Annotated in this window: 7 protein-coding genes; 6 read left to right on the forward strand and 1 reads right to left on the reverse strand. The window is 71.4% G+C overall.

Going from position 1 to position 15,191, the window contains the following annotated elements; genetic code table 11:
* Nucleotides 1-37: 37 nt before the first annotated feature.
* A complete protein-coding gene (locus ABIC47_RS00415) occupies nt 38-619 on the reverse strand; it encodes a class I SAM-dependent methyltransferase (protein WP_354476303.1) in 582 nt (193 codons plus the stop codon).
* Nucleotides 620-771: 152 nt separating this feature from the next.
* Between ABIC47_RS00415 and ABIC47_RS00420 the strand changes: the two genes are divergently transcribed.
* The 6 genes from ABIC47_RS00420 to ABIC47_RS00445 all read left to right on the forward strand — a co-directional run bounded on the left by ABIC47_RS00420 (nt 772) and on the right by ABIC47_RS00445 (nt 15,096).
* Complete coding sequence (locus tag ABIC47_RS00420) at nt 772-8,853, forward strand: CLIPPER-2 domain-containing protein (protein ID WP_354476305.1); 8,082 nt, start codon at nt 772-774, stop codon at nt 8,851-8,853.
* A gap of 43 nt (nt 8,854-8,896) precedes the next feature.
* Entirely contained in the window at nt 8,897-12,220 is a 3,324-nt protein-coding gene (locus ABIC47_RS00425; protein ID WP_354476307.1) for an ATP-binding protein, read from the forward strand.
* Between the two features lie 164 nt (nt 12,221-12,384).
* Nucleotides 12,385-12,627 (forward strand): helix-turn-helix domain-containing protein, encoded by a 243-nt coding sequence (locus ABIC47_RS00430; RefSeq protein WP_018191645.1) that lies wholly within the window; start codon nt 12,385-12,387, stop codon nt 12,625-12,627.
* Nucleotides 12,620-13,129, forward strand: a complete 510-nt coding sequence (locus ABIC47_RS00435) for a Clp protease N-terminal domain-containing protein (RefSeq protein ID WP_354476309.1) — start codon at nt 12,620-12,622, stop codon at nt 13,127-13,129. The genes ABIC47_RS00430 and ABIC47_RS00435 overlap by 8 nt, the downstream gene beginning before the upstream one ends.
* Nucleotides 13,130-13,273: 144 nt before the next feature.
* A complete protein-coding gene (locus ABIC47_RS00440) occupies nt 13,274-14,281 on the forward strand; it encodes an ATP-binding cassette domain-containing protein (protein WP_354476311.1) in 1,008 nt (335 codons plus the stop codon).
* Nucleotides 14,278-15,096, forward strand: coding sequence for an ABC transporter permease (locus ABIC47_RS00445; RefSeq protein ID WP_354476313.1), 819 nt, complete (start codon nt 14,278-14,280; stop codon nt 15,094-15,096). Before ABIC47_RS00440 ends, ABIC47_RS00445 begins: the two co-directional genes overlap by 4 nt.
* The last annotated feature ends 95 nt before the right edge of the window (nt 15,097-15,191 follow it).

Raw genomic sequence — 15,191 nt, forward strand, 5'->3', positions numbered from 1 at the left:
AAAAACTCAGGAACCGTGAGCTGAGGGGCGCGACATCTCAGGCGCGCGCCACGATGTGGAAGACGTGCCAGTGCTTCGGGCCCTCGAAGGACATGCCACGGCGGTCGTCCTCCACCAGCTGCACCACGTCCATCCCGGCGAGCATCCCCTCCACCTGGGATCGGTCGTGGAAGCTCATCCCTGACCGGCCGGCCCACTCGTCGTGGCGGCCGAACAGCTCCCCCGCGAACACCCCGCCGGGCCGCAGGGCCTCGCGGATGTCGGCCCACAAGTACGGGAAGTGCGACTCGTCGCAGAACGGCAGCGCGAAGCCGGCATAGACGAGGTCCGCGGGCGGCAGCTCCCCCAGCGTCTCGAACGACGCGCGCCGCACCTCCACCCGCTCGGATGCCTCCCCTGACAGTCCCGAGCGCACGCGCTCCTCGACGCCCGGGTCCGCATCCACCGCCAGCACCCGCCACCCGTGCTCGGCCAGATGACGCGTCTCGACGCCGTCGCCGCAGCCGAGATCGACCGCGTCGCCCGGCTCCCCGTCCCACGCGGCGAGGGCGCTCTGGAAGGTCGGCCGCACGCCGCGTCCGCCCTGCTTCTCGTAGAACTGCGACCAGTCGAACGCCATGTCGCCGAGCCTACGCGGAGCGCGCCACGGCCGGGCCAGCCACACGCAGCTGTCTTTCGAGTCACCCGGCGCCGCCCTAGCTTGTCAGGCAGGCGGCCACCGGCGCTCTCTCGCAGCTTCGGTCGGGGGCGGAGCGCCGGAAGGAAGTTCACATGCGTCAGCGGAAACCGAGCGTCCGACGAGCGATCGTGGCCGCCGTCGCCATCCTGGGCCTGACGGTGGGAGGCATCAGCGTCGGCATCCAGGCGCCTCGCGCCGCAGCGACGACCGCGGGCACTCCGGGCACTCCGCAACCGCCGACCGCCCTGTTCACCGAGGACTTCTCCGGCCAGAACGCCGCATCCACCGCGATCAAGATCACGTCGTACCAGGGCACGCCCGGCAGCACGTACGTCCCCGGCGTGTCGGGCGCGAACTCCGAGACGTACTACGCCGACCCGCGCTGGGCGGACGGCCTGTACTGCAACGGCTACATCGTGAACGGCTCGACGACCCCGGCGCCGCCCGGCTGGAACTCGGGATGTCCGATCTCGGGCGTGCAGATCCTCGCCAACGCGATGGGTCAATACCAGGGCTACTCGACGGCGGCGGCGGCCCAGAACCAGGCGGTCACGGCGTACACCGCGAGCGGCACCGTCCCGGGCATCCAGCTGAGGACGAACACGGCCATCCCCGCGGTTCCCGGCCACTTCTACCAGGTGACGTCGATCGTCGCCGCGACCAACTGCGTCGCGAACAGCTCCGGGAACCCGGCCGAGACGCTGTCGCTGTTCATCAACGGCGTCAAGAACGTGCTGGCGTCGCAGCTCGATCCCTGCAACTACCCCGGCGCCGTCCAGTACGGCTCGGGACCCTTCGGACCCACCATGGTCGCCGGCCTCACCTCGGCGGCGATCAAGGTGCCGAGCACGGGGACGCCGACCGTCGGCATGCAGCTCGAGAACCAGAGCGCGGTGGTCGCCGGCAACGACGGCGCGTTCGACCTCCCCCAGATCCTGGATGTGACCCCGCAGCTGGACAAGGCGTTCAGCCCGGCGACCATCGCCTCCGGCCAGACCTCGACGCTGACCTTCACGATCACCAACACCTCCGAGCTCGCGGCGAAGAACGGCTGGTCGTTCCACGACGACCTCCCCGCCGGCGTGACGGCCACCGGGGTGAACGCGACGACCTGCTCCAGCGGCACCGTCACGGCTGCGGCCGGATCGACCTCGGTCGTCGTCGCGAACGGCACCCTCACCCAGGGCCAGAACGCCTGCACCGTGACCGTGCAGGTGACCGCGACGGTGCCGGGCACCTACACGAACGGTCCGGGCAACTTCCCCGAGGGGACGGCCGGACTCGACGGGCTGAACCCGCCGGCCGACACCCCGCTGACGGTGACACCGCCCGCCTCGCTGCTCGTCACCAAGGCGTCGTCCACGACCGCGATCACGCGGGTCGGGCAGGTGGTGACGTACAAGTTCGTCGTCACGAACCGGTCGCAGGTGACCCTGCACGGCATCTCGGTGGTGGATGCGCAGACCCCGCCCGCCTCGCAAGCGAACCTCTCTGCGATCCTCTGCGAGACGCAGACTCTGGCACCGCAGGCATCCACCACCTGCACCGCGCGCTACACCGTGACGCAGGCGGACCTCGACAACGGCTCCGTGCACGACACCGCGACCGCGAGCGGTCTCGACCCGGGCGGGGCGACCGTCACCGCGCCGCCGGCCACCCTCACCATCACGAGCGCCCGCCCGGCGATCTCGGTGGTCAAGTCGACGACGACCACGCTGGCGAGCTCGGTCGGCCAGCAGATCCCCTACCGGTTCCTCGTGACGAACACCGGGAACGTGACCCTGTTCGGCGTCTCCGTGACCGACACCCCCGCCCCTCCGGCGTCGTCCGCGAACCTGTCGGCCATCACCTGTCCGAACCCGGCTCTCGCGCCGGGCGAGTCGCAGTCGTGCACCGGCATGTACACCGCGACCCTCGCGGACCTGCAGAACGGCACGCTCGCGGACTCGGCGACGGCCTCCGGCACCCCGGAGGGTGGGACCGCGGTGACCTCCGCGCCGTCCGACCTGTCCATCCCGACCCAGCTGCCCGGTTCGCTGACCATCCGGAAGGCGACGACGACGGCCGCGGTGACGGCGATCGGCCAGGTCATCCCCTACACCTTCCTGGTGACCAACAACTCCACCGTCGTCGTCAACAACGTGGTCGTCACCGACACCGTCGAGGCGCCGTCGTTGCCGGCCAACCTCACCACCCCGAGCTGCCCGCAGACGACGCTGGCGCCGGGTGCGTCGACCACGTGCACGGCGTCGTACCGGGTCACGTCCGCCGATGTGAACGCCGGGGTCGTCGCCGATCACGCCCGCGCGTCCGGGACCGATCCCGTCGGCAACCCGGTACTCTCCTCGCCGTCGCGCGTCGAGCTGTTCTCCCCCGTCTCCGCACTGACGATCGTGAAATCCACCACCGCGACCTCGGTGTCGGCCGTGGGCCAGCTGGTCCCGTACGCGTTCCTCGTCACGAACACCGGAAACCAGGTGCTCACCAACGTGGCCGTCACCGACACCCAGGTGCCTCCCGCCTCGCAGGCGAACATGTCGGCGGTCTCGTGCCCGCAGACCACCCTCAACCCCGGCGCGTCGATGTCGTGCACGGGGACGTACCAGGTGACGGCGGCCGACCTCGGCAACGGGTCGGTGAACGATTTCGCGACCGCATCCGGCCGCAACCCGGCGGGGGCCACCGTCACCTCCCCGCAGTCGGCCGCATCGGTCAACGCGACGCCCGCGGCCCTGACCATGGTCAAGGCCTCATCGACCAACTCCTTCAACGCCGTCGGCCAGCCGGTGCGGTACACCTTCACCGTCACCAACAACTCGTCGACCGCATACCGGAACATCACCATCCAGGACACCCAGGTCGCGCCGGCCACGCAGAGCCGGCTGTCGCTCATCACCTGCGACCGCACCACCCTCGCGCCCAGTCAGGTGGCGGTCTGCTCGGCCACCTACTCGGTGACCGCGGCCGACATCACGAACGGATGGCTCAGCGACTTCGCGACGGCGACCGGAGTGGATGTGGCCAGCAACACCTACACGACCGCGCGGTCGAGCACGATCATCCCGGCCATCCAATCGCCCGCCATCACTGTGACCAAGACGTCGACCGTGACCCGGATCACGGCGCTCGGCCAGGAGGTGCCGTACGTCTTCACCGTCCGCAACACGGGAAACGTGGACGTGACCGACGTCACCGTCGCCGACTCCCAGACGCCGCCGGCCACCCCGGCGAACATGAGCGCCGTGACGTGTCCTCCGGGTGCGCTCGCACCGGGCGACACCGTCGACTGCACCGGCACGTACACGGTCACGCAGGCGGACCTCGACCACGGCCTCGTCGCCGACACCGCGACAGCGCGCGCGACCGACCCGACCGGGAATCCGGTGGATGCGCTCGAGACCCGGCTCCGCATCACCGCCAACCCGGCGCTCACCATCGAGAAGTCGTCGACCACCACGCTCATCACCGCCATCGGCCAGCAGGTGCCGTACGAGTTCCTGGTGACGAACATCCGCACGACACCGGTCTCGAACGTGCGGGTGGACGACACGCAGATCTTCCCGTCGAGCCAGGCGGGGATGTCCGCGATCGTCTGCGACGACGTCACGCTCGCGCCCGGCGCTTCCACGCTCTGTCACGGCACCTACACCGCGACCGCCGCCGACATCGCCAACGGCGCGGTCGACGACTCGGCCGTGGCGGAGGGCACCGACTCCAACGGCCTGCCGCTGCCGCCGTCCGAGCCGTCCGAGCTCGCCATCCCCGCGCAGCAGTCCCCCGAGCTGACGGTCGCGAAGTCGTCCAGCACCTCGGTGATCACCGCGGTCGGCCAGACCCTCACTTACCGCTTCCTCATCACGAACACCGGCAACGTCCGCATCGACGGCGTCGACGTGGAAGATGTGCAGCTGCCTCCCGCGCAGCAGGGCGACCTCTCGCCGATCGCCTGCCCGTACCCGTCGCTCGAACCCGGCCAGTCGCAGACCTGTACCGCCACCTACACCGTGAGCCAGGCCGACGTCGCCAACGGCTCGGTCGCCGACTTCGCGATCGCCACCGGGACCACGCCGGGCGGCGCCGCCGTGCGTTCGACGCCCTCCGCCCTGAGCATCCCGGCGCCCTCCACACCGCCGGCGATCTCCATCGTGAAGTCCTCGTCGTCGCAGGGCGTGAGCACCCTGAACGAGCAGATCCCGTACAGCTTCGAGGTGACCAACAACTCCGCGGTCACCCTCACCGAGGTACGGGTGACCGACACGCAGGCGCCGCCGGCGTCGCAGTCGAACCTGTCGTCCGTCACCTGTCCGTCCACGACTCTCGCGTCCGGTGCGTCGATGACGTGCACGGCAACCTATACGACCACCCAGCCCGATTTCGACCACGGACGGATCGACGACTCGGCCGTGGCGACCGGGCGCGACCCGGGTGGCACGGTCGTGCAGTCGTCGCCGTCGACGTTCGTGGTGCTGGTCGACCCGGTCGACAACAGCCTGACGATCGACAAGCGCTCCACCACCACCACGATCACGCAGGTCGGCCAGCAGGTTCCGTACCAGTTCGTCGTCACCAACACCGGCACCCAGACCATCACCGCGCTGTCGGTGACGGATGTGGTCGCCTCGCCGTCGGCGCAGTCCAACCTCAGCGCGGTGACCTGCCCGACCACTCCGTTGGCACCCAACGCCACGACGACCTGTACGGCCACGTACACGACCACCGAGGCGGACCTCAACAACGGGTCGGTGAACGACTCCGCGACCGCGCACGGGACGACGCCGGCCGGGCTGCCCATCCACTCGGCTGAGGATGCGCTGAGCCTTCCCACGGTCGCCGCGCCGGCCATCACCGTGGTGAAGTCGTCGACGACGACCGCCGTCGTGCGCGTCGGGCAGCAGATCCCGTACGAATTCCTGGTCACCAACACGGGCAACGTCACCCTCGCGAACATCGCCGTGACCGACACGGTCGCGCCGCCGTCCCTCCCGGGCGGCCTGACCGCCGTGACCTGCCCGACGACGACCGTTCCGCCCGCGGGGACGGTGACCTGCACCGCGACGTACACGGTCACCCAGGCGGACATCGACCACGGCACCGTGAACGACACCGCCACCGCGAGCGGCACCCAGCCGGCCACCCCGGGAAACCCGAACCCGGCACCCACGACCTCCGGCCCGTCGACCGTCTCCCTCCCGGTGGACTACCAGGCCGAGCTGACCATCCTGAAGTCCTCGGCCGCACCCGAGGTGACGCGCGCAGGCGAGACCATCCCGTACACGTTCCTGGTCACCAACACCGGCAACCTGTCGATCTCCGACATCCAGGTCACCGACACGGTCACCGCGCCGTCGGACCCCGCGAACCTGACCCCGGTGGTCTGTCCCGTGACGGTGCTGGCGCCGGGAGCCTCCACGACATGCACGGCGAGCTACACCACCACCCAAGCGGATGTGGACAGCGGCCAGGTGCACGACACCGCCGTCGCATCGGGCCGGCCCGCGCCGAGCCCCGGCGACCCGACCCCCGGGCCGGTCGTCTCGACCGGATCGCAGGTGACCCTGCTCGTCGCCTCCGACCCGGCGCTGACCGTGGTGAAGTCCTCCCCGCAGACGGCGAACCCGCCGACGGCGGCGGGCCAGCAGATCCAGTACGAGTTCCTGGTCGAGAACACCGGAAACGAGACCCTGGCGGATGTGACGGTCGAGGATGTGCAGGTGGCGCCGGCGACCCAGGCCAACCTCTCGCCGGTGACCTGCCCGCCCGGACCGATCGCGCCGGGCGCCCGGATCACCTGCACCGCGACGTACACCGTCACCCAGGCGGACGTCGACAACGGCGCCATCACCGACCAGGCGACCGCTTCCGGCCAGCCGCCGACGACGCCGCAGAACCCGAACCCGCCCCGGATCACGTCGCCGCAGACGACGCTCACCGTCTCCGCCGCTCCGGTGCCCGCGATCACCGTGACCAAGTCCTCTCCGACGGCGACGGTCACGCGGCCCGGCCAGGTGGTGCCGTACGCGTTCCTGGTGACGAACAGCGGAAACGTCACCCTCTCGGGGATCGCCATCGACGACCAGGTCGCCGCCCCATCCTCTCCGGCGAACCTCTCCGCGATCAGCTGCCCGCAGACCACGCTCGCACCGCAGGCCACGACGATCTGCACGGCGACCTACACGGTGACGCAGGCGGACGTGGACAACGGATCCGTCGTCGACAGCGCCACCGCGTCCGGTCTGCCGCCCGCGACCCCCGGCGACCCGAACCCGCCCGCCGTCGTGTCGCCCGTCTCCACCGTCACCATCGACGCGGACCGGGTCACCGGGATCACCGTCGTGAAGACCTCGACAACCACCGCGATCGCGCAGGCCGGGCAGCAGGTGCCGTACGAGTTCCTCGTCACGAACACCGGAACGGTCACCCTGTCGGGGATCGTCGTGGACGACCAGGTCGCCGCGCCCTCCGATCCAGCCAACCTGTCGGCGGTCACCTGCCCGCAGACGGCGCTGGCGCCGGCCGCGACGATGACCTGCACCGCCACCTACACCGTGGCCCAGGCGGATGTGGACAGCGGCTCGGTCAGCGACAGCGCGACCGCCTTTGGCACGCCGCCGGCCACACCGACTGACCCCACGCCTCCCCCGGTCGGCTCGCCCATCTCCACGGTGACCCTCGCTGTGGCCGACCAGCCCGCGCTCACCGTGGCCAAATCGTCCAGCACGCCGGCGATCACGCAGGTCGGGCAGGTGGTGCCGTTCGCCTTCCTCGTAACCAACACCGGAAACGTCACCCTCACCGGCATCACCGTCGACGACCAGGTCGCGGCGCCCTCCGACCCGGCGAACCTGTCCGCGATCTCGTGTCCGGTGACCACGCTCGCGCCGACCGCGACGACCACCTGCACCGGGACATACACGGTGACGCAGGCGGATGTCGACAGCGGAGCGGTCGCGGACAGCGTAACGGCCTCCGGCACCCCTCCCGCGACTCCGGCCGACCCGAACCCGCCGACGGTCGGCTCGCCCGTCGACACGCTCACGATCGCGGTCACGCAGGCTCCGGCGCTGACAGTGGCGAAGTCGTCCACCACGACCGCGGTGACGCAGGTGGGCCAGGTCGTGCCCTACGACTTCCTCGTCACGAACACCGGAAACGTGACGCTGAGCGGCATCCAAGTGGACGACATCCAGGAGGCCCCGGCCAGCCAGAGCAGCCTCTCGGCCGTGACCTGCCCGCCCGGTCTCCTCGCGCCCGGCGCCCAGGTCACGTGCACTGCCACGTATACCGTCACCCAGGCGGACGTCGACCATGGCAGCATCACCGACCGTGCCACCGCGTCCGGGCTGCCGCCCGCGACCCCGGCCGATCCGACGCCACCGCGCACCGTCTCGCCCGAGAGCACCCTCAGCATCCCGTCGCCGGCGACGTCGTCGCTCACCGTGACCAAGTCGTCCACGACCGCGGTTGTGAGTCGGGTCGGCCAGCGGGTGCCGTACGAGTTCCTCGTCACGAACACCGGCACCAGCTCGTTGACCGGCGTGACGGTGGCCGACCAGGTCGCAGCTCCCTCCGATCCCGCCAACCTGTCGCCCGTCGACTGCCCGCAGGGCTCGCTCGCGCCCGCCCAGACGATGACGTGCACCGCCACCTACACGGTCACGCAGGCGGACGTGGACAACGGCTCGGTCACCGACACCGCGACCGCGACCGGCACCCCTCCGGCCACGCCGACCGACCCCACACCGTCGCCCGTCACGTCGCCGCCGTCCACCGTCACCCTGGCCGCGACCCCGGCACCCGGCCTGACCGTCGACAAGACCACCGAGACCGGAGCCGTGACCATGGCCGGACAGCAGGTCGTCTTCCAGTTCGCCGTCCAGAACACCGGAAACGTCACCCTCGACGGGATCGTCGTCACCGACACCGTCGCCGCCCCCTCCGACCAGGCGAACCTCTCGCCCGTCTCCTGTCCGGCCGCCGTCCTCGCACCGGGAGAGCGGATGACGTGCACCGCCACCTACACCGTCACCGCCGCGGACATGATGCTCGCGACGTCGATCAGCGACACAGCGGTCGCGACCGGAATCGGTCCGGACGGCGGCCGTGTCGGCTCGCCGGAGTCCACCCTGGCCCTGCCCGTGCGCGCGATCGCCCACCTCCCCATCGTGACCGGCTGAGCGCATCCCACCGAGCGTCGTCCGCACTGGCTAAGATCGGCGGGTGCAGTCCGCGCCCCCGCCCCCTCGCGTCGCCGTGCTCGGCCCGGTGCTGGTGGAGGACCGCGCCGGCGCGCTGGCGGAGCCCGCCGGTGTGCTCGGCAAGAGCCTGATCGTGGCCCTGGTGCTCGCTCGCGGCGTCGCGACGGTCCCGTCCCTCGTCGAGGACCTCTGGGATGACGCCCCGCCCCGGCAGGAGCGCGCCGCCCTGCAGACCCTCGTCTCGCGCGTGCGGACGACCAGCGCCGACGGTCTGCTGGAGTCGACTCCGAACGGCTACACGCTCGCCGTCGCCCCCGAGCAGACCGACCTCGGGCTCGCCCGTCACTGCCTCGACCGTGCCACCGCCGCCCTGCGCTCGGGCGATACCGCCTCCGCGATCGCCGAGACGACGCGCGCGCTCCGGCTGTGGCGTGGCGAACCGGGCGCCGAGCTGGGCAGCTCGCCGCTCGCCGACGAACTGCAGCGCACCGCCGCCTCCCTCCGCGACGAGCTGCTGCTCCTGCGCGCCCGCGCCCGGCGTGCGGCCGGCGATCCGACCTCCGCCCTCGACGACCTGCGCCCACTTCTCGAGAGCCGCCCGCTCGACGAGGCCCTGCGGCTGGAGCAGCTGCGCGCCCTCGCCGACGCGGGCCGGCGCAGCGAGGCGCTGCTGGCGTTCGCCGAGCTGAAGGAGGCGCTGCTCGACCGGCTCGGCACCCGCCCCGGCCCCGAACTCGTCGCCCTCAACGCCGAGCTGCTCGCCGCCGACGAGGACGAGCGACCCAGCACTCCGCGCCGCGTCCGGATCGGCCTTCGCACGGCGCCGAACGCACTGGTCGGCCGCGAGTACGACCTTCAAGCGGTCGAAGACCTCATCGCCACTTCCCGGCTGACGACCGTCCTCGGCGCCGGCGGCCTCGGCAAGACCCGTCTGGCGCAGGAGGTGGGCAATCGCGCCGTGCACACCCCCGCCGTCATCGTGGTCGAGCTGGCGAGCGTCCGGTCGGGCGAGGATGTGGAGCTCGCGTTCGCGTCGACCCTCGGCATCCGCGAGGCCCGTGCGACGCGGGCGGCCGACCCCGGCTCGCAGCTCGACCTACGCTCGCGCATCCTCGGCCTGCTCTCCGAACGCGAGACCCTGCTCATCGTCGACAACTGCGAGCACATCGTGGATGCGGCGGCAGCGTACGTGCAGGACATCCTCGACTCCACCACCAACGTTCGCGTGCTCGCCACCAGCCGCGCTCCGCTCGCGATCGGCGCCGAGCGCGTGTATCCGCTCGACTCGCTCAAGAGCACCGACGGGGACGCGGCGCACACGTCGGGTGCCCGGGGCGCATCCGGCTCGTCCGCCGCCGACGCCTACGGCCCGGCCGTCGCCCTGTTCGTCGAGCGCGCCCGCGCCGCACGACCCGGAGCCGTGCTGCCCCTCGACGTCGTCGCCCGGCTCTGCGACCGGCTCGACGGCCTCCCGCTCGCCATCGAGCTCGCCGCCGCGCGCACCCGATCGCTGTCGGTGGATGAGATCGAGCGGCGTCTCGGCAACCGTTTCGCCCTGCTCACCGGCGGCGAGCGCACCGCCCCGGAGCGGCACCGCACCCTGTTCGCCGTCATCGAGTGGAGCTGGAACCTCCTCAGCACGTCAGAGCAGGCGCTGCTGCGGCGGCTGTCGCGCTTCCCCGACGGCTTCAGTGCCGAGGCCGCGGAGGCCGTCGCCGGCTCCGGCGCCGTGACCGTGCTGGACGATCTGGACGCCCTCGTCGCGCAGTCGCTGGTGACCGTGACCGAGGACCGCAGCACCGGACTCCTCCGCTACCGGATGCTGGAGACCGTCCGCGAATTCGGCGACCACGAGCTGGTCGGCGCCCGCGAGGAGGACGCCGTGCTCGTCGGGATGGACGCGTGGGCCGTGGCGTTCTGCCGCGAGACGCTGTCACGGATGCACGGCCCGCAGCAGGTGCCGACCTTCCAGCGCGTGACCGCGGAGCAGGACAACCTCGTCACCGTGCTGCGTTCGGCGATCGACGGCCGACGGCGCGACACCGCCGCGGTGGTCTTCGCCACGCTCGCCTACTACTGGTCGCTCCGCAGTGCGCACTCGGAGGTGCTCGGCTTCGGCTCGGCGATCATGGACCTGCTGCACGGGTGGGAGCCGGAGGGCGAGCTCCGGGAGGCGGTCGCCGCGACCTACACCATCGTGGGCGGCACCTTCCTGTTCGTCGACCTGCGCACCTCCGCCCGGGCGATCTCTCGGCTGCGCAGGCTCCGTCGCCGCCGGCCGTTCGCCGACTCCCGGCTGGATGCGCTCGCCGCCCTCGTCCTGCACGCCGGCCGGGCCGACACCGGCCTGGATCTGCTGCGCACCTACGCCGACTCGGACGATCCCGAGCGCGCGGCCATCGGCAACCTGCTGCTCGCGCAGCTGCACGAGAACTCCGGCGAGCTGGATCAGGCGCTCGAGCGCGCAACGCGCGGGTGGGAGGCTGCCCAGGCCGCCGGGGACGCCTGGTCGCTGGCGTCCGCCGCCCAGGCCATTGCGCAGTGCCACAGCCAGCTCGCGCATCCCGCCGAGGCCCTGGAGTGGGCACAGCGCGCCCACGACCAGATGTCGCAGCTGCAGGCCGACGGCGACCTCCGCCAGCTCGACTGGCTGATCGCGATGAACGCCATCGCGAACGGCGAGACCGCCCGCGGCCGCACCTTGCTGGAGCGGTACCTCGCCGTCGAGATCGACCGCACAGGCTTCGACTACGCCGACTACTACGCGATCGGCTACGCCGGGATGGCCGAGATCGCGGTGGCGGAAGGCGACCTGCCCGAGGCATTGCGGCTCTACGACGAGGCGCTCGGCGCGTTCGGCGGCGCGCCCACCACCGGCGAGCGCATCCTGAACCCGTGGACGATCGTGCTGGGGGCGGCGGCGCTGGTCGTGCGGCTGCGCGTGCTCGCCGCGGACCCGACCGTTGTCGACGCCGCGGAGACGGATGCGGCCGCCGCGGCACTTCGCACGCGCATCCTGGTCACCTCCCGCCTCAACCCGCCGTCGCTCGACCGGCCGGTCACCGGGTCCGGTCTGTCCGGATTCGCCGTGTGGATGCTCGACCCGCGAACGGCCGAGCGGCATCCCGACGGCTGGGTGGATGCGGGGCTGACGCTGTTCGCACTCTCCGGCCGGGCGAACGCCCGGCAGGACGTCGCGAGCCTGCACCAGGACGCTCTCGCGGACCGGATCGCGGAGACGTGGGGGCGCGCGCGCCTGCAGGCCGCCGCCGCGTCCGTGGCGGCCGTCCCGCCCGCCGAGGCCGTCGTGCGCGGGCTGGCGCTGCTCTCCGACGTGCGCCCCTGACCCGGCCCCGCATCCTTCCCTCTCGTCCCGTCCGCCCCCTCCCACGCCCTCCGTGGGTCGCAACACGCCGTTATGCGCGCGCCATAACGGCGTGTTGCGACCCATCCCGTCGTGGATGAGCAACTTTGGTTGACAAAATCGGATAAGCAACTATAGTTGCTTCCATGACTCCGAAAGCACCGTTTCCCGACCCGGTCGGAGGCGTCGCCGACGGCCTCGCCGCGGTGGTCGCCCTCCGTGAACTCGCCGATCGTCTCGAAGACGCCGAGGTCGAGCGCGCGCTCCGCGAAGGCTGGAGCTGGACCCAGATCGCCGACGCTCTCGGCATCACGCGGCAGGCGGTCCACAAGAAGCACCTGCGCCGTGTCGCCGCGGCCGGCGTCGAATTGAGGAGACGCAATGTCTGAGATCGCTCCCGGCTCCACCCAGAACGTGCCCGGCCAGCCGCTGTCGCGCGCGTTGCGTCCGGTGATCATCCGCTCGGTCGCCGAGGCGCAGCAGCGCAGCTCGTCCACCGTCGAAGCCGAGCACCTGCTGCTCGCGCTGTCCCGCGAGGGAAGTGAGCCGGTGCGCACCGTCCTCGCCGCCGCCGGCCTCGACCCGAAGGGCCTCGACGCAGCGCTGGCCGACGAGCGGGCCGCCAGCCTGCGCGTCGCCGGTGTCACCCCGCCGCCCGCCGAACGCCTGTCGGCGTCGCCGCGCGTCGTCCGCCCCCGCTGGGGCGCCTCCGCCCGAGAGGCACTCGTCCGCGCCCACCGGGTCGCCGCCGCCAACCGACGGCAGCGGTCGGGCGAGCTCGACCTGCTCGCCGCCCTCTTCAGCCTCGAGCTCGGCACCGTGCCGCGCGCCCTCGCTCTGGCGGGCATCGACAGTCAGGGACTCCTCGCGTCCGCACGCCATGCGGCCTGACCTCAGCCCCGCGCGCACCGCATCCTGACACGCGCTCACGCGCTCTTACATCCCCTCGCCCGCGCTGTAAGCGGCACGTGAGGGCGATGTAAGCGCGCCCGCGCACTATCGGAGCATCACCATTCCAACCAGGAAAGGAACACCATGACTCGAAGCTCCGAGTGGGCCGTCGAGGCCCACGGGCTCGTCAAGGTCTTCGGCGACAACCGCGCGGTCGACGGCGTCGACCTCACCGTTCGCGCCGGCGCCGTCTACGGCGTCCTCGGCCCGAACGGGGCCGGCAAGACCACCACCATCTCCATGCTCGCCACCCTGCTGAAGCCGGATGCCGGCGAGGCCTTCATCTTCGGCCACGACATCCGCAAGGAGCAGCAGGTCGTCCGCCAGCTGATCGGCGTCACCGCGCAGTTCGCCTCGGTCGACGAGACCCTGTCGGCCAACGAGAACCTGATGATCTTCTCCCGCCTCCTCGGACTGTCCGGCCGAGAGGCCCGGGCCAAGACCGCGGAGCTGCTCGAGGAGTTCGGGCTGACGGACGCCGCCAAGCGCCCGCTGAAGAAGTTCTCCGGCGGCATGCGCCGAAGGCTCGACCTCGCCGCCAGCCTGATCGCCCAGCCGCCGCTGATCTTCCTCGACGAGCCCACCACCGGCCTCGACCCCCGGACCCGGGCGCAGATGTGGGACACCATCCGGCGCCTGGTCTCCACCGGGTCGACGGTGCTGCTCACCACGCAGTACCTCGACGAGGCGGACCAGCTGGCGGACCGGATCGCGGTCATCGACCGCGGGCGCGTCGTCGCCGAGGGCACCGCCGACGAGCTCAAGGCGTCGGTCGGCGAGTCCTCGCTGCAGCTGCGCCTGGCCGACCCGGCCGACATCGAGGACGCGCGCCGCGCCATCCAGACGGTGCTCGGTGTGGACGCGGTCGTCTCGCCCGAAGGCTCGCGCATCACCGCGCCCATGAGAGACGCGGACGCCGTCACCGACCTCTTCGTTACCTTCCGCGAGGCTGGCATCCACCTGCAGGAGATGTCCGTGCAGAAGCCCACGCTCGACGAGGTGTTCCTCACCCTCACCGGTCACGGCGTCACCGATGAGAACGCCGACGAGAAGACGGACGAGGAGTCCGAAGAAGAAGAGGTGCACGCATGACCGCCATCACCACGATCACCCCGCCGTCCGAGCGGAACCTCAAGAACCACGTCAGCGTCCGCCAGACTCTCGCGCACACGCTGACGATGGCTCGCCGCGGCCTGCTGAAGGTGCGGCGCACGCCGGAGCAGCTGTTCGACGTGACGCTGCAGCCGGTCATCTTCACCGTCATGTTCGCGTGGCTGTTCGGCGGCGCCATCGCCGGCAGCGTGGATGCGTACCTCCCTCAGCTGATCCCCGGCATCCTCGTCCAGACCGTCATCACGGCTTCCGTCGTGACCGGCGTCCAGCTGCGCGAGGACATGGACAAGGGCGTGTTCGACCGCGTCAAGTCGCTGCCGATCGCCCGGATCGCGCCGCTCTCCGGCGCGCTGCTCGCCGACACCCTGCGCTATGCGATCGCGACGACGATCACCTTCCTCGTCGGATTCGCCATGGGCTACCGGCCCGGCGCCGGCTTCGGCTTCGCCGCGCTCGGCGGACTGCTCGTGGTCGTCTGCGCCTGGGCGATCAGCTGGATCTTCGCCTTCTTCGGCGTGATCGCCCGGACGGCGGGATCGGTGCAGGGCATCTCCTTCCTCATCCTGTTCCCGCTGACGTTCTTCTCGAACGCCTTCGTGTCGCCGAGCACCCTGCCGGCGTGGCTGGAGTGGTTCGTGAACATCAACCCGGTGTCGCACCTGGTCACCGCGGTCCGCGACCTCGCCAACAGCGGCACCTTCGGCGCCGACGGCTGGATCGCCCTCGCGGGCGCCGCCGTGATCGTCGCGGTGTTCGCCCCGCTGACGGTCCGCGCCTACATGCGGAAGGCCTGATCGCCCAGCCGGTCCCGTGAACGGCGGCCGTCGCATCCTGCGGAGGGATGCGGCGGCCGCTTCCGCGCCCCCGCCGCCCTGGCCGTTCTGGCCTC

The organism is Leifsonia sp. 563 (assembly GCF_040545055.1).
Classification (GTDB): domain Bacteria; phylum Actinomycetota; class Actinomycetes; order Actinomycetales; family Microbacteriaceae; genus Leifsonia.

Coding starts and splice junctions, on each gene's coding strand:
- ABIC47_RS00435 (WP_354476309.1), top strand. CDS start 12,620: ATGTCTGAGATCGCTCCCGGCTCCACCCAGAACGTGCCCGGCCAGCCG.
- ABIC47_RS00445 (WP_354476313.1), top strand. CDS start 14,278: ATGACCGCCATCACCACGATCACCCCGCCGTCCGAGCGGAACCTCAAG.
- ABIC47_RS00440 (WP_354476311.1), top strand. CDS start 13,274: ATGACTCGAAGCTCCGAGTGGGCCGTCGAGGCCCACGGGCTCGTCAAG.
- ABIC47_RS00415 (WP_354476303.1), bottom strand. CDS start 619: ATGGCGTTCGACTGGTCGCAGTTCTACGAGAAGCAGGGCGGACGCGGC.
- ABIC47_RS00430 (WP_018191645.1), top strand. CDS start 12,385: ATGACTCCGAAAGCACCGTTTCCCGACCCGGTCGGAGGCGTCGCCGAC.
- ABIC47_RS00420 (WP_354476305.1), top strand. CDS start 772: ATGCGTCAGCGGAAACCGAGCGTCCGACGAGCGATCGTGGCCGCCGTC.